The following is a 22,256-nucleotide window of genomic DNA, read 5'->3' as shown; positions in this document are numbered from 1 at the left end:
GGCCCCCACCAGGGACATCGCGACTATGAGGTCATAAGCTGGCGTTATGAGCAGTGTTCCGGGCGACGTCCCCAGCCTCCTGTCCCACCGCGTCCCCGACCTCGGCGCGCTCGAACTGCTCCTCGCCGTCGCCCGGCACGGCAGCCTCGGCCGCGCCGCCCGCGACGTCGGCATCAGCCAGCCCGCCGCGAGCAGCCGCGTCCGCTCCATGGAACGCCAGTTGGGCGTCGCCCTCGTCGACCGCTCGCCCCGCGGCTCCCGGCTCACCGACGCCGGCGCGCTCGTCACCGACTGGGCCCGGCGCATCGTCGAGGCCGCAGAGGCGTTCGACGCGGGCGTCCAGGCGCTGCGCGGGCAGCGCGACTCGCGGCTCCGGGTCGCCGCGTCCATGACCATCGCCGAGTACCTGCTGCCCGGCTGGCTCATCGCGCTGCGCGCCGAGCGGACCGACACGGCCGTCTCCCTCCAGGCCGGGAACTCCGCCGCCGTCGCCGAACGGCTGCTCGCCGGGGACGCCGACCTCGGCTTCGTCGAGGGCCTCGCCGTGCCCGACGGCCTCGACGGCGCCGTCGTCGCCCACGACCGCCTCGTCGTCGTCACCGCCCCGTCCCACCCCTGGGCCCGCCGCCGGGGGCCCCTCGACCCGGCGGAACTGGCGGCCACCCCCCTCGTCCTGCGCGAACGCGGCTCCGGCACCCGCCAGGTCCTCGACGCGGCCCTCACGGGCCACGGCGGCCTCGCCGAGCCGCTCCTCGAACTCGCCTCCACCACGGCGGTCAAGGCCGCGGCCGTCAGCGGCGCCGGGCCCGCCGTCCTCAGCGAACTGGCCGTCGCCGAGGAGCTGGCCTCCCACCGCCTCGTGTCCGTGCCGGTCGCGGGCGTCGTGCTGCGCCGCGACCTCCGGGCCGTGTGGCCGGTGGGCCACCGCCCGACGGGCCCGGCGCGCGACCTGCTGTCGCTGACGAGGGCGCGGCCGGCGGGGTGAGCCGGGGCGGGTGAGCCGGGGCGGGTGGGGGGCCGCGCCCCGGCGACGCCGCGCCGGGTGGAGGGTCGCGCGGGTGCCGTTCCGTTGGCCGGCCCCGCTCCACGTCCGCCGGGGCGGCTTCGGCCACCCCCGGTGCACGGGTGTCAGACGCTCTCGCTCCGGTGCGTCACCCGGCCGTCCACCGCCGTCAGCACCACCGGCACCTCCGCCAGCTCCGCCGCCCCCGTCGTCAGCGGATCCGCTCCGAGCACCGTCAGGTCCGCGCGGTAGCCGATCGCCACGCGTCCCGCGTCGTGTTCCTCGCCCGCGGCGAAGGCCGCGTTGACGGTCATGCCGCGCAGTGCCTCCAGCGGGGTGAGGGCCTGGTCGGGGCCGTGCGGGGGCTGGGTGAGGTCGCGGGTGGGGCGGCGGTGGCGGGCGCCGGCCATGACACCGAGGGGCGGGAAGGGGGCGATAGGCCAGTCGGAGCCGAGGACGACCGTGGCGCCGGAGTCCCACAGGTCGCGGCAGCGCCAGGCCCGTGAGGCCCGCTCCTCGCCGAGGCGGCGGGACCAGTTGTCGGTGTGGTCGGCGCGGGTGAAGTCGCAGCAGTGGGTGGGCTGCATCGAGGCGAGGACGCCCAGCTCGGCGAAGCGGTGCAGGGTGTCGTCGGGGACGGTCTCGATGTGCTCGACGCGGTGCCGGAGGCCGCGGCCCGTGGCGCCGGCCGCTTTCTCGACGGCGTCGAGCGCGTGGCGTACCGCCGCGTCGCCGATCGCGTGGGTGGAGGTGGGCACGCCGGCCCGGTGGAGTTCGCCGATGACGTGGGTGTAGGCCTCCGGGTCCGGCCAGAACGCGTGCGTCGACTCGCCGTGGCAGTCGGGCCGCTCCAGCCACGCCGTGCCGTTGTCGATGGTGCCGTCCATGAAGAGCTTGACGCCGTCGACGCGCCACAGCGCCCCGCCCGTGCCCTGCTGCTCGATCAGGGCGCGGATGCCGTCGGCGTCGACGCCGGGCTGGCACCAGGGCGCCACGCGCAGGCGGAGGGGGAGCTCGCCGGCCGCGTCGAGCTCGGCGAGCAGGTCGAGGCTGTCGCCGTTGGCGTCCATGACGTGCCCGCCGGTGAGGCCGGCCGCCGCCATGGCGCGCAGCGCGGTGGCCAGGCGGGCGTGCTTGTCGGCCCGCGTGGGCCGGGGCGCGACGCGCTCCACGAGTTCGCAGGCCGCGTCCTCCTGGAGCAGGCCCGTCGGGCGGCCCCGCTCGTCGCAGACGATCTCGGCGGACGCCTGGTCGAAGGTGCGGGGTCCGTCGATCCCGGCCAGTTCCAGGGCGCGGCGGCTGGCGAGGGCCGAGTGGGCGTCGAAGAGGAGGAGGAAGGCGGGGATCTCGTCGAGGACGGTGTCGAAGGGCGCGATGCCGACGGCCGTTCCGCCGAAGACGTTGGGGTCGAGGCCCCAGCCGAACAGCCAGTCGCCGCGGTCGAGTTCGGCCACGGCGCGGGCGAGGGCCGCCGTCACGTCGGAGAGGTCGGCGCACGTGGAGAGGTCGAGGCCGTGCGTCAGTTCGGCGCCCGTGACCGGGTGGACGTGGCCGTCGACGAGCCCCGCGGTGACCACGGCGCCCTTCAGGTCGACGACCTCGGTCCCGGCGCCCGCCAGGGCGCGGATCTCGCGGTCGTCGCCGAGCGCGGCGATCCGTCCGCTCTCGGACACGGCGAGCGCCGTCTGCGGCAGGAAGGTGCCGGTGCCCGGGTCGAGCAGCCGGGCGGAGGACAGGACGAGACGGGTGCGCACAGGGGCTCCAGGAAGGAACGGGCAGAGGGTGGGGAGGGGCTATTCGGCGGGGGCGGCGGGTGGCGGGCCGGCGGCCGGCAGGACCTCCGGCAGCGCGGTCGCCTCGCGCTCCAGCGTTCCCGCCGGCAGGCCCAGTTCGCGTTCCGCCGTGGTCACGGCCATCCGCCGCACCGCCTCGGGCAGTTCGTCGCGGTCGTGGTGCTCGGTGTTCGCGTGGGCGCCGAGGCCGTCGAGGACGACGAGGATCTGGATCGCGGTGACGTGCGGGTCCGTGGTGCGGAACTCGCCGCTCGCCACGCCGTCGCGGATCAGCCCTTCGAGCCGTTCGTCGGAGGTGCGTTCCTGCTCGGTGACCCGGTCGCGGAGCACCGGGCGGTAGCGGCTGAGGTGGCGGGCGTTGATCCACAGGCGGCTGATGTCGTCGTACGACTCGCCCGAGGACAGCGCGAAGTAGCGCGCGAGGTACTGCGTGGGGGTCCCGTCGGGGCGGGCGGCCGGCAGCAGGGCGTCGAGTTCGCCGGTGGCCGCGGTGCCGAAGGCCTCGGCCACCAGGTTCTCGACGGACGGGAAGTAGTGGCTGATCAGGCCGGGCCGGACGCTGAGTTCGTCGGCGATCCGCCGCAGGGTCACGCATTCCAGGCCCTCGGTGAGGGCCACGGCCGCGGCCGTGGCGACGATCTCGGCGCGGCGGGCCTCGGGGGACTTGCGGACACGTTTGCGCTCGACGCTTGACGACATGGGAGTGATGCTATTGAGTGTGCGACCAATAAGCAACCAGGTCGCATGGCACGCATCCGGAGGGCCGCATGGCAGCTTCCACCACTCCCGGTCGTCCGGGTCCCGGCGTCGACGTGCCCACCCGCGTCGAGTCCCACGGCATCGACCACATCCCCGACTCCGAGCGCCACGGCCACCCGCGCGAGCTCTTCGCCGTCTGGGCCGCGGTCAACGTCAACTACCTGAGCCTGGTCGTCGGCGGCGCCCTCGTCCTGATGGGCCTCGGCCTCGCCCAGGCGCTCGCCGTGATCGTCGTCGGCAATCTCTTCTGGCTGCTCACGGGCTTCCTCGCGATCTCGGGACCGGCGGCCGGCGCGCCCAGCGAGGTGATCACCCGGGCCATGTTCGGCGTGCGCGGCAACCGGGTGAACAACGCGGTCGCCGGCTGGGTGATCTCCGTCTGCTACTTCGCGCTCAATCTGGCCGCCGCGGCCGGCGCCGCGTTCGCCCTGGTGGAGGAGGTGGGCATGCCCGCCTCGACGGGGGTGAAGATCGCCGTCGTGCTGGTCATCGCCGCCGTCACGCTCGCCATCGGCGTCTACGGGCACGCCCTGATCGTCCGGCTCTACCTGCCGATCACCCTCGCCCTCACCGCGGTCTTCGGCGTCGTCGCCTACGCCGTGCTCGGCCGCGCCGACTTCCACTACGCGCCGGACGTGCCGCTGACCGGCACCGGGCTGTGGGCCGTGCTCCTCGCGGGCGTCACGCTGATCGCGGCGGGCCCGCTCTCGTACACCACCAGCGCCGACTTCTCCCGCTATCTGCCGGCGACGAGCTCGCGCGGGGCGGTCATCGGCTGGACCGCGTTCGGCGGCTTCCTGTCGAGCGTGCTCGTCAGCTCGCTCGGGGCGCTGGCCGCGACCGTCGTCGACATGACGGATCCGCAGGCCGCGCTGCGCACCATGCTGCCCGGCTGGTTCACGCCCGTGTTCCTGCTCGCGCTCGTCCTCGGCACGATCGCCATCAACGCCATGACGGCCTACAGCGCCGGACTCGCCCTGCAGGCCGTCGGGGTGCGGATCCGCCGCTCGCGCAGCGTCCTCGTCGACGGCACGGTCTCCGTCGCGCTCACCCTGTACGCGCTGCTCGTCTCGAACTTCCTGGACACCGTCAGCGACGTCCTCCAGCTCACCGTCGTGCTGCTCGGCCCGGCGATGGCGGTGTACGCCGTCGACATCGTGCTGCGCCGGGGCCGCTACGACGGCCGGGCGCTGATGGACGAGACCCCGGCCGGGCCGTTCTGGTACGCGGCCGGGGTCAATCCGGCGGGGGCCGTCGCCGTCCTGGTGGCCGCCGGCGCGGCGGCGCTCTGCGTCGACACCGCCTACACGGGGCCGGTGGCCCGGCTCGCCGGCGGGATCGACCTGTCGCTGCCGGTCGGCATGGTGCTCGCCGCCGTGCTGTACGCGGCCCTGATGCGCGGCCGGGTCACGGCCCCGGTCACGACCGGAAGGTGACCGCCGCCTCCACCAGGCCGCGCATCACCCGCTGGTCCTCGCCCATCTCCGGGTGCCACTGGACGCCGAGGACCCAGGCGGGGGAGGGGAGCTCGATCGCCTCGACGGTGCCGTCGTCCGCGTGCGCCGAGGTGAGGAGGTTCTTGCCGAGGATCTCCACGCACTGGTGGTGGTAGGTCGGGACCTCGGTCCGCTCCGGGGCCAGGGCGGCGTAGCGGGTGCCGGGGACCGGGGTGACCGGGTGGCGGCCGATCACGCCGACCGCCTCCGTGTGGCCGTCCAGGTGCTGCACGAGGGTGCCGCCGAGGGCCACGTTGAGCAGCTGCATGCCCCGGCAGATGCCGAGCAGCGGGGTGCCGGCGGCGAGCGCCGCGTCGATCAGGGCGAGCTCCCAGCCGTCCCGCTCGCGGGCCGGCGGGCCGGTCCGGGCGTCGGGCTCGGCCCCGTACCGCACCGGCTCCACGTCCGCGCCCCCGGCGATCACCAGCCCGTCGAGCCGGGCCACCGTCTCCGCCGCCGCGGCCGGGTCGTCCGGCGGCAGCATCACGGCGAGCCCGCCGCTGTCTTGGACCAGGCGCGGGTACTGCGCCGGGAGCAGCGCGGCCGGCATGTCCCACACGCGCCAGCGGGCCTGGTCCAGATAGGTCGTCACGCCGATGAGCGGCTTGGGCACGGATTCCTCCGGAGTGCTGGGTACGGGAAGGGTCAGCGTTCGAGTTCGGCCTCGGCCGCGGCGAGCGCCGCGAACTCCTCCTCGGGCGCCTTCGCCACCAGATGGTGGCGACTGTAGAGCGCGAAGTAGGCGAGGGCGATCACATAGACGGCGAGTGCGATGAGCGCCGCGTCCTTGTCCACCAGGAAGGTCGCCACCAGCGCGGAGAGGGCCAGGACGAAGGCGACGGAGGAGGTGAGCACACCGCCGGGCGTGCGGTACGGGCGGGCGAGGCCCGGCTCGCGGCGGCGCAGCACGATGTGGGAGAGCGCCATCAGGGCGTACGAGATGGTCGCGCCGAACACCGCGATGTTCAGCATCCGCGCCCCGTTGCCGGTGGCCGCGGCGAGCGCGAAGCCGATCGCGCCCGGGATCAGCAGGCCCAGGTACGGCGACTTGCGGCGGCTGGTGAGGGACAGGAAGCGGGGCAGGTAGCCGGCCCGGGACAGCGCGAAGAGCTGGCGCGAGCCCGCGAAGATCAGCGAGAAGAACGAGGCGACCAGGCCCGCGAGGCCGGCGTAGTTGACGAAGCGGCTGAGCGCCGTCGGCTGCCCGTCGCCCTGGAGCGCCACCACCAGCGGGTTGCCGGCCTCCTGCACGGCCGCCGCACCGCGCGCGCCGGTCGCCGCGAGGAAGGTCACCACGGCGAGCAGCACCAGGATGCCCATGGAGAGGGACAGTGCCCGTGGCATCGAGCGCACCGGGTCCTTGGCCTCCTCGGCCGCCAGCGGCACGCCCTCGACGCCGAGGAAGAACCACATGCCGAAGGGGAACGCGGCCCAGATGCCGAGGAGTCCGAACGGCAGCCAGGAGTTCGATCCGGTGGCCGCCTCGTCGACCGGGATGTCGTTCAGGGCGCTGACGTGGAAGTCGCTGAGCGCGCCGAGCGCGAAGACCAGCAGCGCGGCGACGGCGACGGCGGTGACGACGAGGCTGAAGCGCAGCGCCTCGCCCACGCCCCACAGGTGGATGCCGATGAACAGCGCGAAGCAGACGAGGTAGACCGGCCAGCCCGACGTGAGGCCGAAGAGGCCGAGGGACTCGACGTAGTCGCCGATGAAGATGGAGATGGCGGCGGGCGCGAGCACGTACTCGATGAGGATGGCGGTGCCGGTGAGGAAGCCGCCCCAGGTGCCGAGCGCGCGCCGGGCGAAGCCGTAGCCGCCGCCCGCGGTGGGCAGGATGGCGGACAGCTCGGCGAGCGAGAAGACCAGACAGGCGTACATCGCGCCCATCAGGACGGTCGCGATGGCGAGCCCGCCGAATCCGCCCTTGGACAGGCCGATGTTCCAGCCGGAGTAGTCGCCGGAGACGACGTACGCGACGCCGAGCCCGGTCAGGAGCAGCCAGCCCGCGCTGCCGCGGCGCAGGGTCCGGCGCTCCAGATAGTCGTCGTCACTGGTGGTTCCTGTGGTGCCGGTGGTGCCTGAGGTGTCGTCCAGCGTCATGGCAGCGGTCAGCTCCCCGCAACGGGCCCAATGGATTGGTTGCATACCTTTGCGTCGCGAGGGCGGGCGGCGCAAGACCCGCGCGTTACTTTCGGGTTACGTCAGGAAGCCCCGGAGCAGCGCCGCGGTCCCCGCGCAGTGCTCCCGCATCACCTCGCGCGCCGCGTCCGCGTCGCCCTCCAGGACCGCCTCCACCAGCGCCTCGTGCTGGTGCTGGGAGTGCTCCAGATTGCGCACGAGCAGCGGGATGCAGTCGAGCAGGTCGTTCACCGTCGCCCGGACCGCCGCGTACTGCGCCATCAGCGACGGGGACCCGGACAGCTCGGCGAGCGTGAGGTGCAGCAGCGTGTCCTGGCGCCGGTAGTCGGCGAGCTGGGCGTCGTGCGTCGCCGCCAGCGCCGCCTTCAGCCGCTCCGCGCCGTCCGCGTCCAGGCCGTGGGCCGCGCACAGTCCGGCCGCCCCCACCTCCAGGACCTCGCGGAAGCGCAGCGTGTCCTCCACGTCGACGCTCGCGATCCGGCGCCGCAGCTCCGCCTCGTCCGCCGTCTGCGGCCGCCGCAGCACGAACGTGCCGCCGTACCGCCCGCGCCGGCTCTCCACCAGGCCCTGCTCCTGCAGCACCTTCAGGACCTCGCGCAGGGTGACCCGGCTGATCCCCATCCGGTCCGCGAGCTCGCGCTCGGCCGGCAGCCGCTCGCCGCCGGGCACCAGACCGAGCCGTACCACCTGGAGGATCTGCTCCAGGGCCTCCTCGAAACCGTTGCCCGCCCGCACCGGCCGCAGCACGGGCGTCAGCCGGTCCGCCGATTCACTCGTACTGGCCACCTCGTCGATTCCCCTTCCCAAGCAATGGTCCTTGGCAATACCTTATGGCTCCCGGCACGCCGAAGGAGGAGTAATCCCGTGGCAGACCGCACACCCCCGCTCACCGTCGACGAGCTCCGCTCGCTCGTCGCGAGCGGCGAGATCGACACCGTCGTCCTGGCCTTCCCCGACATGCAGGGACGGCTCCAGGGCAAGCGGTTCGCCGCACCGTTCTTCCTGGACGAGGTCCTCGACCACGGCACCGAGGGCTGCAACTATCTTCTGGCCGTCGACACCGAGATGAACACCGTCGACGGCTACGAGATGTCCTCCTGGGACCGCGGCTACGGCGACTTCGCCATGCACCCCGACCTCACCACCCTGCGCCGCCTCCCCTGGAACGAGGCCACCGCCATGGTGACGGCCGACCTCGCCTGGGCCGATGGCAGCCCCGTCGTCGCCGCCCCGCGCCAGATCCTGCGCCGCCAGCTCGACCGGCTCGCCGCCCTCGGCCTCACCGCCCACGTCGGCACCGAGCTGGAGTTCATCGTCTTCAAGGACACCTACGAGCAGGCGTGGGACGCCCACTACCGGGACCTGACCCCGGCGAACCAGTACAACATCGACTACTCGGTGCTCGGCACCGGCCGGATCGAACCGCTGCTGCGCCGCATCCGCAACGAGATGGCCGCCGCCGGCCTCACCGTCGAGTCCGCCAAGGGCGAGTGCAACCCCGGCCAGCACGAGATCGCCTTCAAGTACGACGAGGCCCTCGTCACCTGCGACCAGCACGCCGTCTACAAGACCGGCGCCAAGGAGATCGCCGCCCAGGAGGGCTGCTCGCTCACCTTCATGGCCAAGTACAACGAGCGCGAGGGCAACTCCTGCCACATCCACCTGTCGCTGCAGGACGCCGACGGCGTCAACGTGATGGCGGGGGACGGCCCCGACGGGATGTCCGAGACCATGCGGCACTTCCTCGCCGGACAGCTCGCCGCACTCCGGGACTTCTCCCTGCTCTACGCGCCCAACATCAACTCGTACAAGCGGTTCCAGCCCGGCTCCTTCGCCCCCACCGCCGTCGCCTGGGGCCACGACAACCGCACCTGCGCGCTCCGGGTCGTCGGCCACGGCCGCTCCACCCGCTTCGAGAACCGCCTCCCCGGCGGCGACGTCAACCCGTACCTCGCCGTCGCCGGCCTGATCGCCGCCGGCCTGCACGGCATCGAGCAGCGCCTCGAACTCCCGGCCGCCTGCACCGGCAACGCCTACAGCGGCGACTACGAGCACGTGCCCACCACGCTGCGCGAGGCCGCCGAGCTCTGGGAGAACAGCCAGATCGCCAAGGCCGCCTTCGGCCCCGAGGTCGTCGCCCACTACCGCAACATGGCCCGCGTCGAACTCGACGCCTACGACGCCGCCGTCACCGACTGGGAACTGCGCCGCTCCTTCGAACGCATGTGAGGACCACCCCCTTGGAACGCACTCAGCTCCAGGTACTCAACCCGGCGACCGAGGAGCTCGTCGCCACCGTCCCCGCCGCCACCCCGGCGGACGTCGACGCCGCCGTCGTACGGGCCACGGCCGCCCAGCGGTCCTGGGCCGCCGCCGCGCCCGCCGACCGGGCCCGCGCGCTGCGCCGCTTCGCCGCCGTCGTCGACGCGCACATCGAGGAACTCGCCCTCCTGGAGGTCCGCGAGGCCGGCCACACCATCGGCAACGCCCGCTGGGAGGCCGGCAACGTCCGCGACCTGCTCGACTACGCGGCCGGCGGCGTCGAGCGCCTCAACGGCCGGCAGATCCCGGTCCCCGGCGGCCTCGACATCACCCTCCTCGAACCGCTCGGCGTCGTCGGCGTCATCGCGCCGTGGAACTTCCCCATGCCGATCGCCGCCTGGGCCACCGCCCCGGCCCTCGCCGCCGGCAACGCCGTCCTCCTCAAGCCCGCCGAGACCACCCCGCTCACCGCGCTCCGGCTCGCCGAACTCGCCCTGGAGTCCGGACTGCCCGAGCACCTCTTCCAGGTGCTCCCCGGCGAGGGCCCCGTCGCCGGCACCGCCCTCGTCGAACACCCCGGCGTCGCCAAGGTCGTCTTCACCGGCTCCACCCGGGTCGGCAAGGAGATCATGGCCAGGGCCGCCGGACAGGTGAAGCGCGTCACCCTCGAACTCGGCGGCAAGAGCCCCAACATCGTCTTCGCCGACGCGGACCTGGAGGCCGCGGCGGCCGCCGCCCCGATGTCCTTCCTCGACAACAGCGGCCAGGACTGCTGCGCCCGCACCCGCATCCTCGTGCAGCGCTCCGTCCACGACCGCTTCCTGGAACTGCTCGCCCCCGCCATCGAGGAGATCGTCGTCGGCGATCCCCTCGACGAGCGCACCCAGATGGGCCCGCTCATCTCCCGCGCCCAGCTCGACCGCGTCCGCTCCTACGTCACGGACGACCTCGCGGCCATCCGCGGCAAGGCCCCCGAGGGACCCGGCTTCTGGTTCCCGCCGACGCTCCTCACCGACGTCGCCGAGGACGCGCCCTGCGCCGTCGAGGAGGTCTTCGGCCCGGTCGCCGTCGTGCTGCCCTTCGACGACGAGGCCGACGCCGTACGCCTCGCCAACGCCACCCCGTACGGCCTGGCCGGCTCCCTGTGGACCCGCGACATCGGCCGCGCCCTGCGCACCTCCCGCGCCGTCCGGGCCGGCAACCTCTCCGTCAACTCCCACTCCAGCGTCCGCTACTGGACCCCGTTCGGCGGCTTCGGCCAGTCCGGACTCGGCCGCGAACTCGGTCCGGACGCCCTGACCGCCTTCACCGAAACCAAGAACGTCTTCATCAGCACGGAGGCCTGAGCACTCATGACCGACACCGACATCATCTGCCGCCGGCTCGTCGGCCGCACCGCCGTCATCACCGGCGCCGGCAGCGGCATCGGCCTCGCCACCGCCCGCCGGCTCGCCTCCGAGGGCGCGAACGTGGTCTGCGGCGACATCGACGAGCGGGCCGGCAAGGCCGCCGCCGAGGAGGTCGGCGGCACCTTCGTGAAGGTCGACGTCACCGACCCGGAGGAGGTCGAGAACCTCTTCAAGGTCGCCTTCGACACCTACGGCTCCGTCGACATCGCCTTCAACAACGCCGGCATCTCGCCGCCCGACGACGACTCCATCCTGGAGACCGGCCTGGAGGCCTGGAAGCGCGTCCAGGACGTCAACCTCACCTCCGTCTACCTGTGCTGCAAGGCCGCCCTGCCGTACATGCGGCGCCAGGGCAGGGGTTCCATCATCAACACCGCCTCCTTCGTCGCCATCATGGGCGCGGCCACCAGCCAGATCTCCTACACCGCCTCCAAGGGCGGCGTGCTCGCCATGTCCCGCGAGCTCGGCGTCCAGTTCGCCCGCGAGGGCATCCGGGTCAACGCCCTGTGCCCCGGGCCCGTCAACACCCCGCTGCTCCAGGAGCTGTTCGCCAAGGACCCCGAGCGCGCCGCGCGCCGCCTGGTCCACATCCCGGTCGGCCGGTTCGCCGAGGCCGAGGAGATCGCCGCCGCGGTCGCCTTCCTCGCCAGCGACGACTCCTCCTTCATCAACGCCACCGACTTCCTCGTCGACGGCGGCATCGCCGGCGCGTACGTGACCCCGCTCTAGACCTCAGCGTTCACCTCGCCTCCATCCTCCCGACAGCCGGGCGTCGCAAGGCGCCCGGCTGTTCTGCGTACACACAGGAGCGTGATCATGAACAGCAAGCTGCGCACCTCCGCCGCCGCCGCGGCCCTCGCCCTCGCCGCGACCGCCCTGACCACGACGGCGAGCGCCGAGCCCGCGGGCGCCAGGACGGCGGAACCCGCCGCGTGCCCCACCCTGAAGGTCTCCGAGGGCTGGTACGGCGACAACAAGGCCCGCATCGAGCGCCTGATCGCCGACCACTGCGGGACGAAGGGCGGCAAGGGCCACAAGCCGGTCGCCGTCTTCGACTGGGACAACACCGTCATCAAGAACGACGTCGGCGACGCCACCCTCTACTGGCTGCTCCGCAACGACCGCGTCAAGGCCCCGCGCCACGGCGACTGGACCACCACCAGCCGCTGGCTCACCCCCGACGCCGCCACCGCGCTCGCCGCCGCCTGCCCCACCGGCGTCCGCACCCTCCCCACCGCAGCCCCCACCGCCGCAGGCACCCGCTGCGCCGACGAGATCCTCTCCGTCTACGGCAAGGGCGCCACCACCGGCGGCAGGACCGCGTTCGCCGGCTACGACCACCGCCGCATCGAGCCCGCCTACGCCTGGCTCGCCCAGCTCCTGCACGGCTGGACCACCCGCCAGGTGCGGTCCTTCGCCGCCGCCGCCCGCGCCGAGAACCTCGCCGCCCCGCAGGGCGCCACCCAGCGGGTCGGCAGCGCACAGGTCACCGCCTGGGTCCGCTACTACGACCAGCAGCGCGACCTCATCCGCGCCCTCAAGGACGGCGGCTTCGACGTCTGGGTCGTCTCCGCCTCGCCCGAACCCGTCGTCGACGTCTGGGCCGAGGGCGTCGGCGTCAGGCCCTCGCACGCCGTCGGCATCCGCAACACCACCGAGGACGGCCGCCTCACCACCCACCTCAAGGGCTGCGGCACCGTCCGCGACGGCGACGACGCGATGATCACCTACATCGACGGCAAGCGCTGCTGGATCAACCAGGAGATCCTCGGCGTCCACGGCCCCGCCGCCGAACGCGTACAGCCCGCCGCCCGCCGCCAGGTCTTCGCCGCCGGCGACTCCGACACCGACGTCTCCTTCCTCCGCGACGCCACCGGCCTGCGCCTCGTCCTCAACCGCAACAAGAACGAGCTGATGTGCCGGGCGTACGACGACGCCGACGGCCGATGGATCGTCAACCCCATGTTCATCGAGCCCAAGAAGCAGAAGACCACCGCCTACCCCTGCGCCACCACCGGCTACACCGACGGCGACGGCACCGCCCGGCCGGTCCGCCGCGGCGACGGCAGCGTCGTCCCCGACCAGCAGGACTCGGTGTACTGATCCCGCCTCAGAGGAACGTCCGGCCCTCGCCCCGGTACGTCGGCACGGCGGCCGTGACCCGGTCGCCCTCCACCAGGTGCAGCGTGTCGAAGCGCTCGCACAGCTCACCGGCCTTCGCATGGCGCAGCCACACCTTGTCGCCGATGCGGAGGTCGTCGGCGGGTGAGCCGAGCAGCGGCGTCTGCACCTCGCCCGGGCCCTCCCGCGGGTCGTAGCGCAGCCCCTCCGGGAGGTAGGGGACCGGGAGCCGGTCCCGGCCCGCCACGCCCGAGGCGGGATAGCCGCCGCCGAGGACCGTCACCGCGCCGACGCCCGGGCGGCGCACCACCGGCAGGGCGAAGAGCGCCGCCGGACGGCCGGCGAAGGACGTGTAGTCGTCGAACAGCCGCGGGACGAACAGGCCCGAGCCCGCCGCGACCTCCGTCACCGCGTCCTCCGCCGCCGTGTACTGCACGCTGCCCGTGCCGCCGCCGTTGACGAACCGAAGGTCCGGCGCCACCGCCCGGACCGCCCGCGCCACCGCCGCCCGGCGCGCCGCCAGCTCCCGGCGAGCCGCCGCCTGCATCAGCCGGATCGCCCGCGACCGCACCGGCCGCCCCGCCACCGCGTCCCCGATGCCCGCCACATGCCCCTCGTACGCCATCAGCCCGACCAGCCGGAACCCCGGCCGCCGCACCACCGACCGGGCCAGCTCGGCCAGCTCGGCCGGCTCCCGCAGCGGCGAGCGCCGCGCCCCGATCCGCACCCGGCCGCCGAGCAGCCGCAGCGCCGTGTCCATCTCCAGACAGACCCGGATCTCCTCCGCGCCCCCGGCCCGCGACGCCTCGATCAGATCCAGCTGGGCCACGTCGTCGACCATCACCGTCAGCGAGGCGGCGAGCTTCGGATCGCCCGCGAGCTCTCCGAACCCGGACCGGTCCGCCGACGGATACGCGAGGAGCACGTCGTCGAACCCGGCCCGCGCCAGCCACAGCGACTCGGCGAGCGTGAACGACATCACTCCCGCGAAGCCGTCCCTCGCCAGCACCCGCTCGAGCAGCGCCCGGCACCGCACCGACTTGCTCGCGACCCGGACCGGCTTCCCGCCCGCCCGGCGCACCAGATCCGCCGCGTTCGCGTCGAACGCTGCCAGATCGACGATCGCGAGGGGCCCGTCGAGATGCGCGGTGGCCCGGTCGTACCGGGCCCGGTCGGTGGCACGAGGCGTCATGGCCAGAGCCTGCCAGACCGGTTTGCACGTGGGTAGCCCCCGGCTTCCCGCCCGCCTCCCGCCCGGTTCCCGACCTGCCGGGAACAGCCCGTAGAGTGACGCCCATTGCTTTCGCGGAACGACCAGGGGGACGGGGATGAGCACCGAGCCGCAGCACCCCGCGCCCACCTCCCGGACCCCCGGGCCCCCGGCCGCCGACACCCCCGCCCCCGGCCGGTTCCTGCCCGCCCGGCGCGAGCGCTCCCTGTCGCAGCCCCTCCCGCCCGAAGAGCCGCCCCCGGCCCCCGCCACGCCCCCGGCCCCCGCCACGCCCCGGGCTCCCGCCACGCCCCAGGCCGTGGCCACGCCTCCGGCCCCCGCCACGCCTCCGGCACCGGACAGGCCCCAGGCCCTGGCCACGCCCCAGGCCCCCGCCACGCCCCAGGCCCCCGCCACGCCTCCGGCCCCCGCCACGCCTCCCGCTCCGGCCCCGGTCGCCGAGCGGCCGACGGAGACCACCACTCGGCTCCGTCCCGTACGGGAGCCCCGCGCCGCCGAGACGACCACGCGACTGCGGGCCGTACGGCACCACCAGCAGCCCGCCGCGCCGCTGCCCGCTCCGCCCGCCCAGGCCTGTGACACCTGGGCCCTCGCCGCCCGCACCGGACCCGAGACGCCGGCGGAGACCACCACGCGGCTGCGCCCGGTCCGGGACCGCGGCGCCGGCCGGGTCGTGGCCGCGGCCGCCTGCGCCGTGCTCGCGCTCGGCCTGGTCGGCGGGGCCGTCGCCGGGGCGCTGCTCGCCGGGAGCGGGGTCGGCGAGGCCGACGAACCGGCCGGATACGGCGCCTCGCGCGCGCTGTGGCACGACGTGCCCGTGGACACCCTCTTCCCGCGCACGCTGCCCGGCCCCTCCGCCGGACCGGGCGGAGCCACCCGCACCTGGACCCGCATCGTCGTCGCGCCCGACGCGCCCTGCACGCCGGCCACCCTGCCCAGGGCGCTCGGCACGGCGCTCGGCACCGTCGGCTGCGACCGCGTGCTGCGCGCCACCTACACCGACGCGACGGCCTCCCACGTCACCACCGTCGCCCTGGTCTTCACCCAGGCCGACCCGGCCACGATGCGCACCCTCGGCTCCCGCGCCGACGACGAGCCGCCGCCCGCGCTCGCCGGCCCCGGCACGGTCGCCGACGGCTTCGGCGCCGCCCAGCGGGGCAGCTGGTGGCGGCACATCCTGCCGGACCTGCCCGTCGTCGTGACCGCCGTGTCCGGCTTCGCCGACGGCCGCCCGGTCGACGCCCCCGAGCCCGCCGCCAAGGCCATGACCCCCAAGCGCACCACGGCCGTCGCCCAGGCCGGCCTCGGCCACGAGGCCAAGGGCGTCGCCGACGCCGTCGAGCGGGCCCTGCGCCGCACCGTCGTGAGGACCGTCGAGGAGGACGAGCGGTGACCCCGCGCCGTACCGTCACCACTGCCGCCGCCGCCCTGCTCGCCGCCGCCTTCGCCGTCCTCCCGGCGACGGCCACGCCCGCGTACGCCGACACCATCCGGGCCCGCCAGTGGGGCCTCGACGCCCTGCACACGGGCCGGGTGTGGCAGACGACCCGCGGCGAGGGCATCACCGTCGCCGTCCTCGACACCGGCGTCGACGGCACCCACCCCGACCTCGCGGGCTCGGTCCTCACCGGCACCGACCTCATCGGCTTCGGCGCCACCCACGGCGACCGCGCCTGGGCCCGGCACGGCACCGCGATGGCCGGCATCATCGCCGGCCACGGTCACGGTCCCGGCGACCAGGACGGCGTGCTCGGCGTCGCGCCGAAGGCCCGGATCCTGCCCGTGCGGGTGATCCTCGAAGGCACCGACAAGCAGCGCGACAAGGCCCGCAAGACCCGCGGCACCGCCCTCGCCGAGGGCATCCGCTGGGCCGCCGACCACGGCGCCGACGTCATCAACCTCTCCCTCGGCGACGACTCCGAGTCCGCCCACCCCGACGCGGGCGAGGACGCCGCCGTCCAGTACGCGCTCGCCAAGGGCGTCTCGGTCGTCGCCTCCGCCGGCAACGGCGGCGAGAAGGGCGACCACATCTCCTTCCCGGCCGCCTACCCCGGCGTCATCGCCGTCGCCGCCGTCGACCGCTACGGCACCCACGCCGCCTTCTCCACCAGCCGCTGGTACGCCACGGTGTCCGCGCCCGGCGTCGACATCGTCATCGCCGACCCCGACCGCCGCTACTACGAGGGCTGGGGCACCAGCGCCGCCGCCGCGTTCGTCTCCGGCGCCGTCGCCCTGGTCCGCTCCGCGCACCCCGACCTCACCCCGGCCCAGGTCAAGGACCTCCTCGTGGACACCGCGCGCAACCGCCCCAAGGAGGGGCACAGCGACGAGAAGGGCTACGGCACGGTCGACCCGGCCGCCGCGATCGACGCGGCCGGCACGCTGAAGGGCGCCGACACCAAGGCCGCCGTCGCGGGATACCAGGGCCGCTACTTCGGGCCCGGTCCGCAGCCCGCCGCCGACGACTCCCGGCCCCTGGGCCTCCTCGCGCCCCTCGCGGGCGGTGTCGGCGTGCTCTTCCTCGCCGCCGCGGTCGCCCTGTGGCGGGGCGGCCGCACCACGCGCTGAGCGAGGCCGCCGAGCAGGGGCGCCGGGCGGGGCCGATCGGCCCCGGGCCGATGGCCGGATCCCGGACCGTTAGGCTCGGGGCGTGGCGCTCAAGAACATCCCCGACCCCGGTTTCTCCGACGACGACGGCACCGCCGACCCGCGGCTCACCGCGGCCCTGGCGGCCTGGGCGGAGGACCGGACCGCCCATGGCCCCGTCCTCGCCGCCCTGAAGGACGCGCGGCTGCTCGTGCCCGTCGTCGCGATGCTCGGCGAGGTCGAGACCGACCCGGTGACCGGGCTCAAGCAGGAGAAGACCAGCGACATGGCGGTGCCCACGCTCACCGCGGGTGACCGGCGGGCGCTGCCGGCCTTCACCTCGATCGCCTCGCTCGCCCTGTGGGACCCGGCCGCCCGGCCCGTCGCCGTCCCGCTGCACCAGGCGCTCGCCGCCCTCGTCCACGAGAAGGCCGACACGCTCGTCCTGGACCTGGCCGGCCCGGTGCCGTACCAGGTGACCGGTTCCGCCCTGCTCGCCCTGGCCGAGGGCCGCACCAGCACGGACCCGCTGGACGACCCGGCGGTACGGGACGCGGTCCGCGCCGCCGTCGCCGCCGAACCCGCCGTGCTCCGCGCCCACCTGGGCCCCGGCACCGCCGACGGCACCCTCGCCCTGGTCCTGGCCGACGACGCCGACCCGGCCGGGCCCGCCCAGCGCGTGGCCCGCGCGCTCGCCGCCGACGAAACACTGAGGGCCCGCCTGGTGCGCGGCCTCGACCTGGCACTGCTGCCGGCCTCGGCCACGCCTCCGGGCGAGCCCTTCTACGTAAAGAACTGACTATTCCGAACCCTCAGCCGTAAACGGGCCCGGTGTACTTCTCGCCCGGGCCCTGGCCCGGCTCGTCCGGGACGAAGGACGCCTCGCGGAAGGCGAGCTGGAGGGACTTCAGACCGTCGCGCAGCGGGGCCGCGTGGAAGGACGAGATCTCCGTCGCGCCGGCGTCGAGCAGACCGGCGAGGGCGTGGATCAGCTTGCGGGCCTCGTCGAGGTCCTTGTGGTCGTCGCCCTCCTCGGTGAGCCCGAGCTTCACCGCGGCGGCGCTCATCAGGTTGACGGCGACCGTGACGATCACCTCGACCGCCGGGACCTCGGCGATGTCGCGCGTCATGGCCGCGAAGTCAGGGCTGTCGGGGGAGTCGGTGGACTCGTGCTGGGGCGTCTCGCTCATGCCCACACGATAAGCGGACCGGCGCCCGGAACCGCTCGCACCGTCCCCGTTCGCGCCAGGGCCCGGCTCCTGCTAACCTTGTGTGACGACCGGCCGAGCACTACCGTGCCCGGCCCACAAGTGGAGGCTCCGACTTCCCACCTGACCACCCTCATGGGCGGCGGGTCACCGGTCAGGCGGTCCCCATCGTTCCGTACGGACGATGGAGCCGTCCGAATGTGCGCCCCGCGGCTGGCCGCGGCGGTGCTCCGGTTTCATGGAGCCCCGCCTGTGTCCCGTCCCGGGGCATTTTTCATGCACCGGAGCGGTTGGTCCCGACAGTTCTACCGTGACGTGTCCGTCCGCCCGGCGGTCGCGTTGGTGCTACCGAGGAGGATCCATCAGCGCCGAGCCCCGCATCAACGAGCGGATTCGCGTTCCCGAGGTGCGTCTTGTCGGCCCCAGTGGCGAGCAGGTCGGCATTGTGCCGCTTGCCAAGGCCCTGGAGCTCGCGCAGGAGTACGACCTCGATCTCGTCGAGGTCGCGGCGACCGCCCGTCCGCCCGTGTGCAAGCTCATGGACTACGGGAAGTTCAAGTACGAGTCGGCCATGAAGGCCCGTGAGGCGCGCAAGAACCAGGCGCACACGGTCATCAAGGAGATGAAGCTCCGGCCGAAGATCGACCCGCACGACTACGACACCAAGAAGGGTCACGTCGTCCGGTTCCTCAAGCAGGGTGACAAGGTCAAGATCACGATCATGTTCCGTGGTCGTGAGCAGTCCCGCCCTGAGCTCGGCTACCGACTGCTGCAGCGTCTCGCTGAGGACGTTCAGGAGCTCGGCTTCATCGAGTCCAACCCGAAGCAGGACGGCCGGAACATGATCATGGTTCTGGGTCCGCACAAGAAGAAGACCGAGGCCATGGCCGAGGCTCGCGAGGCCCAGGCCGCGCGCAAGGCCGAGCGCCAGGGCGTTTCGCCCGCGGCGGCCGAGGCCGAGGAGCAGGCCCCGGCCGAGGAGCAGGCTTCGGTCGAGGAGCAGGCTTCGGCCGACACGTCGGCCGAGAACGCCGAGGCGTGATCCCGCGGGGCTGCCGGACCGGCAGCCCCAGGGTTCCGCCCGGAACCACCAATCGAAGAATTGACGCTCCCGGTTGCCCGGTGCCCGCACCGGGGGGAGCGCCACTGACGAGGAGATAACGGCGCCATGCCGAAGAACAAGACGCACTCCGGTGCCAAGAAGCGCTTCAAGGTCACCGGCTCCGGCAAGATCCTGCGGGAGCGCGCCGGCAAGCGCCACCTGCTCGAGCACAAGTCGTCCAAGCTGACGCGTCGCCTCACCGGCAACGCCGAGATGGCCCCGGGTGACTCCGCCAAGATCAAGAAGATGCTGGGCATCTGAGCTGATCTCCCGCCCTCCGCCCTGGAGGGCATCCGGTCGAGACCGGGACCCATCCGTTTTTTCGGGTCGTGTGAGGACCACCACGACCCCGCTGCAAGGAGTTAAGAAGTGGCACGCGTCAAGCGGGCAGTCAACGCCCACAAGAAGCGCCGGGCGATCCTCGAGCAGGCCTCCGGCTACCGCGGTCAGCGTTCGCGCCTCTACCGCAAGGCCAAGGAGCAGGTCACCCACTCGCTGGTCTACAACTTCAACGACCGCAAGAAGCGCAAGGGCGACTTCCGTCAGCTGTGGATCCAGCGCATCAACGCCGCTGCCCGCCTGAACGGCATGACGTACAACCGCCTCATCCAGGGTCTGAAGGCCGCCAACATCGAGGTGGACCGCAAGATCCTCGCCGAGCTGGCCGTCAACGACTCCAACGCGTTCGCCGCGCTGGTCGAGGTTGCGCAGAAGGCCCTCCCGGCCGACGTCAACGCTCCGAAGGCCGCCGCCTGATCTTCCAGGCCGCAGTACTTCTGCCCGGACCCGCAGGCCCTGCGCCTGCGGGTCCGGCGCGTTGAGCGCCCCCTCACGCCGTACGCCACCCGACGAGACAGAGAGCCGCAGGCACATGTCCACCCCCGAGCTGATCTCCCCGCGTTCGCCGCGCGTCGTCGCCGCCCGACGGCTCGCCAAGCGCAATTTCCGGGGCAAGGACCGCCTCTTCCTCGCCGAGGGCCCGCAGGCCGTCCGCGAGGCCGTCGAGCACCGCGGCAGTGGCGGTGAGGCCACCCTCGTCGAGCTCTTCACCACCGTCGAGGCCGCCGAGCGCTACGCCCCGATCGTCGACGCCGCCCGCGCCGCCGGCGCCCGCGTCCACCTCGCCTCCGACACCGTCCTCGCCGAGGTCTCCCAGACCGTCACCCCGCAGGGCCTCGTCGGTGTCTGCCGCTTCCTCGACTCGCCGTTCGAGGACATCCTGGCCGCCCGGCCCAAGCTGGTCGCCGTCCTCGCGCACGTCCGCGACCCCGGGAACGCCGGCACCGTGCTGCGCTGCGCCGACGCTGCCGGCGCCGACGCCGTGATCCTCACCGACGCCTCCGTGGACCTCTACAACCCGAAGTCCGTGCGCGCCTCCGTCGGCTCCCTCTTCCACCTCCCGGTCGCCGTCGGCGTCCCGGTCGAGCAGGCCGTCGCCGGCCTCAAGGGCGCCGGCGTGCGGATCCTCGCCGCCGACGGCGCAGGCGAGGACGACCTCGACGACGAGCTGGACGCCGGCACCATGAGCGGCCCGACCGCCTGGGTCTTCGGCAACGAGGCGTGGGGGCTGCCCGAGGAGACCCGGGCCCTCGCCGACGCCGTCGTCCGCGTCCCGATCCACGGCAAGGCCGAGAGCCTCAACCTCGCGACCGCCGCCGCCGTGTGCCTGTACGCCTCCGCGCGCGCCCAGCGCCCCCGAACCACCTCCTGAGCACACCACGGGGCCGTCGCGCCTAGTAGGGTGACGAGCTCGGGGCCCACTGCGCTACACGGAGGGGTGGGATACGGGGATGACGGTCGGTACGGGCAGTCCCGCACAGGCACGGAGCGCCGCGCCGCACGCGCCTGAGCCGCCACCCGTACCGGATCCGGGGGGAGCGCCGCAGCCGCACCGCGGCACCGCCCCGTACGTGCCCGGAGGCGACGGCGGCCCCGGGCTCGGGATCGACCCGGACGACCTGCCCGACGGTCTCGTCGTCGCCGACGAGACCGGCCGGATCATCTGTTTCAACGCCGCCGCCAGCCGCATCACCGCCGTCCCCGGCGACCGGGCGCTCGGCCGGCCGCTCGACCAGGCGCTGCCCCTGGAGGACCTCAAGGGCCACCGCTGGTGGGCGCTCACCGACCCCTACGGCGGACTCGCCACCCGGAGCGGCCAGCCCGAGCGCAACCTGCTGCTGCCCGGCGGGCGCGAGGTGCTCGTCTCCGCCCGTTACGTGCGCAGCCGTCCCACCGGCCCCGTGCAGCGGGTCGTGGTCTGCCTGCGCGGCACCGAGGCGCGCCGCCGCACCGAGCGCAGCCACGCCGAACTGATCGCCACCGTCGCGCACGAGCTGCGTTCCCCGCTGACCTCCGTGAAGGGCTTCACCGCGACCCTGCTCGACAAGTGGGAGCGGTTCACCGACGACCAGAAGCGGCTGATGCTGGAGACCGTCGACGCCGACGCGGGCCGCATCAAGCGGCTCATCGCCGAGCTGCTCGACATCTCGCGGATCGATTCCGGCCGTCTGGAGGTGCGCCGCCAGCGCGTCGACATCGCCGCCGCCGTGGGCCGCCACGTGCACGCCCACATCACCCGCGGTCAGTCCCCGGACCGCTTCTTCGTGCGGGTCAGGCCCGATCTGCCGGACCTGTGGGCCGACCCCGACAAGATCGACCAGATCCTCGGCAACCTGCTCGAAAATGCGGTGCGCCACGGCGAGGGAACCGTCACCATCGAGGTGGCACCCACCACGGCCACCACCGACGGAGAGAAGGGGACGGAGGTCAGCGTGAGCGACGAAGGACCCGGCATCCCCGAGGAGTCGATGGGCCGCGTCTTCACCCGCTTCTGGCGGGGCAGCAAGCGCGGCGGCACCGGGCTCGGCCTCTACATCGTCAAGGGCGTCGTCGAGGCCCACGGCGGCACCATCACCGTCGGACGCGGTCCCCGCGGCGGGGCCGAGTTCCGATTTATCCTGCCCGTCGGCACCCCGGCCCACCTCCTCTGACGTCCTTCGCGACGTCGCCTCCCGTCTCGCCTGACGAGACCGTACGAGGTCAGGAGCCGCCCGGGGCCGCCCACGGGCTCATTCGCGTCCCCGCGCCCCGTTAGACTCGTCCTTTGGCACGTTTGCGCCCTTGACGTCGAGCGGGGCCGCCCAGCCA

At 73.8% G+C, this 22,256-nt stretch carries 21 protein-coding genes; 14 read left to right on the top strand and 7 right to left on the bottom strand.

Features of this window, described 5'->3' with window-relative positions; translation table 11 throughout:
* Positions 1 to 46: 46 nt before the first annotated feature.
* Positions 47 to 985 (top strand): LysR family transcriptional regulator, encoded by a 939-nt coding sequence (locus ACFYU9_RS27255; protein WP_389346344.1) that lies wholly within the window; start codon positions 47 to 49, stop codon positions 983 to 985.
* A gap of 143 nt (positions 986 to 1,128) precedes the next feature.
* On the opposite strand, the gene ACFYU9_RS27250 is transcribed toward ACFYU9_RS27255, so the two are convergent.
* The gene (locus tag ACFYU9_RS27250) at positions 1,129 to 2,757 is read right to left on the bottom strand and encodes an amidohydrolase (protein ID WP_389346342.1); all 1,629 of its coding nucleotides are present in this window, start codon (positions 2,755 to 2,757) and stop codon (positions 1,129 to 1,131) included.
* 39 nt (positions 2,758 to 2,796) lie between these two features.
* The gene (locus ACFYU9_RS27245; protein WP_389346341.1) at positions 2,797 to 3,495 is read right to left on the bottom strand and encodes a TetR/AcrR family transcriptional regulator; all 699 of its coding nucleotides are present in this window, start codon (positions 3,493 to 3,495) and stop codon (positions 2,797 to 2,799) included.
* Positions 3,496 to 3,563: 68 nt separating this feature from the next.
* Between ACFYU9_RS27245 and ACFYU9_RS27240 the strand changes: the two genes are divergently transcribed.
* Positions 3,564 to 4,991 (top strand): purine-cytosine permease family protein, encoded by a 1,428-nt coding sequence (locus ACFYU9_RS27240; RefSeq protein ID WP_389346339.1) that lies wholly within the window; start codon positions 3,564 to 3,566, stop codon positions 4,989 to 4,991.
* On the opposite strand, the gene ACFYU9_RS27235 is transcribed toward ACFYU9_RS27240, so the two are convergent.
* From ACFYU9_RS27235 to ACFYU9_RS27225, 3 genes are all read right to left on the bottom strand, one after another.
* Positions 4,975 to 5,664: a gamma-glutamyl-gamma-aminobutyrate hydrolase family protein gene (locus ACFYU9_RS27235; protein ID WP_389346338.1), complete on the bottom strand. Its 690-nt coding sequence runs from the start codon at positions 5,662 to 5,664 to the stop codon at positions 4,975 to 4,977. The genes ACFYU9_RS27240 and ACFYU9_RS27235 overlap by 17 nt on opposite strands.
* A 32-nt stretch (positions 5,665 to 5,696) precedes the next feature.
* Complete coding sequence (gene eat / locus ACFYU9_RS27230; RefSeq protein ID WP_389212711.1) at positions 5,697 to 7,151, bottom strand: ethanolamine permease; 1,455 nt, start codon at positions 7,149 to 7,151, stop codon at positions 5,697 to 5,699.
* 96 nt (positions 7,152 to 7,247) lie between these two features.
* Positions 7,248 to 7,976, bottom strand: coding sequence for a FadR/GntR family transcriptional regulator (locus ACFYU9_RS27225; RefSeq protein WP_389212713.1), 729 nt, complete (start codon positions 7,974 to 7,976; stop codon positions 7,248 to 7,250).
* 78 nt (positions 7,977 to 8,054) lie between these two features.
* On the opposite strand from ACFYU9_RS27225, the gene ACFYU9_RS27220 reads away from it, so the two are divergent.
* From ACFYU9_RS27220 to ACFYU9_RS27205, 4 genes are all read left to right on the top strand, one after another.
* Positions 8,055 to 9,419, top strand: coding sequence for a glutamine synthetase family protein (locus tag ACFYU9_RS27220; protein ID WP_389346337.1), 1,365 nt, complete (start codon positions 8,055 to 8,057; stop codon positions 9,417 to 9,419).
* A complete protein-coding gene (locus ACFYU9_RS27215; protein WP_389346502.1) occupies positions 9,386 to 10,798 on the top strand; it encodes an aldehyde dehydrogenase family protein in 1,413 nt (470 codons plus the stop codon). Before ACFYU9_RS27220 ends, ACFYU9_RS27215 begins: the two co-directional genes overlap by 34 nt.
* 6 nt (positions 10,799 to 10,804) lie before the next feature.
* Entirely contained in the window at positions 10,805 to 11,590 is a 786-nt protein-coding gene (locus ACFYU9_RS27210; protein ID WP_389212717.1) for a 3-oxoacyl-ACP reductase, read from the top strand.
* Positions 11,591 to 11,677: 87 nt separating this feature from the next.
* Positions 11,678 to 12,964: a haloacid dehalogenase-like hydrolase gene (locus ACFYU9_RS27205; RefSeq protein ID WP_389212719.1), complete on the top strand. Its 1,287-nt coding sequence runs from the start codon at positions 11,678 to 11,680 to the stop codon at positions 12,962 to 12,964.
* Positions 12,965 to 12,971: 7 nt separating this feature from the next.
* Here ACFYU9_RS27205 and ACFYU9_RS27200 read toward each other — a convergent pair whose 3' ends face one another.
* A complete protein-coding gene (locus ACFYU9_RS27200; RefSeq protein ID WP_389346336.1) occupies positions 12,972 to 14,174 on the bottom strand; it encodes an amino acid deaminase/aldolase in 1,203 nt (400 codons plus the stop codon).
* Between the two features lie 136 nt (positions 14,175 to 14,310).
* On the opposite strand from ACFYU9_RS27200, the gene ACFYU9_RS27195 reads away from it, so the two are divergent.
* The 3 genes from ACFYU9_RS27195 to ACFYU9_RS27185 all read left to right on the top strand — a co-directional run bounded on the left by ACFYU9_RS27195 (position 14,311) and on the right by ACFYU9_RS27185 (position 17,598).
* On the top strand, positions 14,311 to 15,606 hold the full coding sequence (locus tag ACFYU9_RS27195; RefSeq protein WP_389346335.1) for a hypothetical protein: 1,296 nt from the start codon (positions 14,311 to 14,313) through the stop codon (positions 15,604 to 15,606).
* Positions 15,603 to 16,781: a type VII secretion-associated serine protease mycosin gene (mycP, locus tag ACFYU9_RS27190; RefSeq protein WP_389346334.1), complete on the top strand. Its 1,179-nt coding sequence runs from the start codon at positions 15,603 to 15,605 to the stop codon at positions 16,779 to 16,781. Before ACFYU9_RS27195 ends, mycP begins: the two co-directional genes overlap by 4 nt.
* 82 nt (positions 16,782 to 16,863) lie before the next feature.
* Positions 16,864 to 17,598: an SseB family protein gene (locus ACFYU9_RS27185; RefSeq protein WP_389212727.1), complete on the top strand. Its 735-nt coding sequence runs from the start codon at positions 16,864 to 16,866 to the stop codon at positions 17,596 to 17,598.
* Between the two features lie 13 nt (positions 17,599 to 17,611).
* Here ACFYU9_RS27185 and ACFYU9_RS27180 read toward each other — a convergent pair whose 3' ends face one another.
* The gene (locus ACFYU9_RS27180) at positions 17,612 to 17,989 is read right to left on the bottom strand and encodes a DUF1844 domain-containing protein (protein WP_389212729.1); all 378 of its coding nucleotides are present in this window, start codon (positions 17,987 to 17,989) and stop codon (positions 17,612 to 17,614) included.
* A 328-nt stretch (positions 17,990 to 18,317) separates the two neighbouring features.
* On the opposite strand from ACFYU9_RS27180, the gene infC reads away from it, so the two are divergent.
* The 5 genes from infC (at position 18,318) to ACFYU9_RS27155 (ending at position 22,099) form a co-directional block, all read left to right on the top strand.
* A complete protein-coding gene (infC, locus tag ACFYU9_RS27175; protein WP_389213127.1) occupies positions 18,318 to 19,049 on the top strand; it encodes a translation initiation factor IF-3 in 732 nt (243 codons plus the stop codon).
* 126 nt (positions 19,050 to 19,175) lie between these two features.
* Positions 19,176 to 19,370, top strand: coding sequence for a 50S ribosomal protein L35 (gene rpmI / locus ACFYU9_RS27170; protein ID WP_041128339.1), 195 nt, complete (start codon positions 19,176 to 19,178; stop codon positions 19,368 to 19,370).
* A 108-nt stretch (positions 19,371 to 19,478) separates the two neighbouring features.
* Positions 19,479 to 19,865 (top strand): 50S ribosomal protein L20, encoded by a 387-nt coding sequence (rplT, locus tag ACFYU9_RS27165; RefSeq protein WP_389212730.1) that lies wholly within the window; start codon positions 19,479 to 19,481, stop codon positions 19,863 to 19,865.
* Positions 19,866 to 19,980: 115 nt separating this feature from the next.
* Positions 19,981 to 20,820 (top strand): TrmH family RNA methyltransferase, encoded by an 840-nt coding sequence (locus ACFYU9_RS27160; RefSeq protein ID WP_389212732.1) that lies wholly within the window; start codon positions 19,981 to 19,983, stop codon positions 20,818 to 20,820.
* Positions 20,821 to 20,899: 79 nt separating this feature from the next.
* A complete protein-coding gene (locus ACFYU9_RS27155; RefSeq protein ID WP_389346333.1) occupies positions 20,900 to 22,099 on the top strand; it encodes an ATP-binding protein in 1,200 nt (399 codons plus the stop codon).
* The last annotated feature ends 157 nt before the right edge of the window (positions 22,100 to 22,256 follow it).

The sequence above is a fragment of the Streptomyces sp. NPDC004327 genome, from assembly GCF_042873935.1.
GTDB lineage: Bacteria > Actinomycetota > Actinomycetes > Streptomycetales > Streptomycetaceae > Streptomyces.
This window is presented reverse-complemented; position numbering and strand designations above follow the sequence as displayed.